Source organism: Lactobacillus sp. UMNPBX16, from assembly GCF_002553775.1.
In the GTDB taxonomy this organism is placed as follows: domain Bacteria; phylum Bacillota; class Bacilli; order Lactobacillales; family Lactobacillaceae; genus Lactobacillus; species Lactobacillus crispatus.
Map to the genome: position 1 here is coordinate 1 of NZ_PCYU01000112.1, position 288 is coordinate 288.

General features: G+C 34.4%; 1 protein-coding gene. It reads right to left on the reverse strand.

Annotated features, from left to right (window positions below):
- Positions 1-288, reverse strand: a 288-nt coding sequence (locus CP367_RS10610) for a YfhO family protein (RefSeq protein WP_143469247.1), incomplete at both ends; no start/stop codon positions are given.

Here is a 288-nt window from a genome sequence, read left to right on the forward strand (position 1 = left end):
CCAAAAATAACCAGCGGCATCAGCACAATTGCATCCGACCACATGACACAGTGCATGTAGTTCGCAAAAAAGGCTGAAAATGGAAAAAGCGTTGCTAAGAAAAGACGCCATTTTTCCACCGTTCCCGTTTGTTGTAATTTTTGATTAAGAAAGATTGATTTTTTTAAATATGTGTACGTTGTGAGTCCAATCAAACCAACATTCACAATCGTATTGATTGCATAAAATAATGGAATATATTTCTCGGGAAATAAAAGCGTAAGAAAATTAAATGGACACATTAAATAA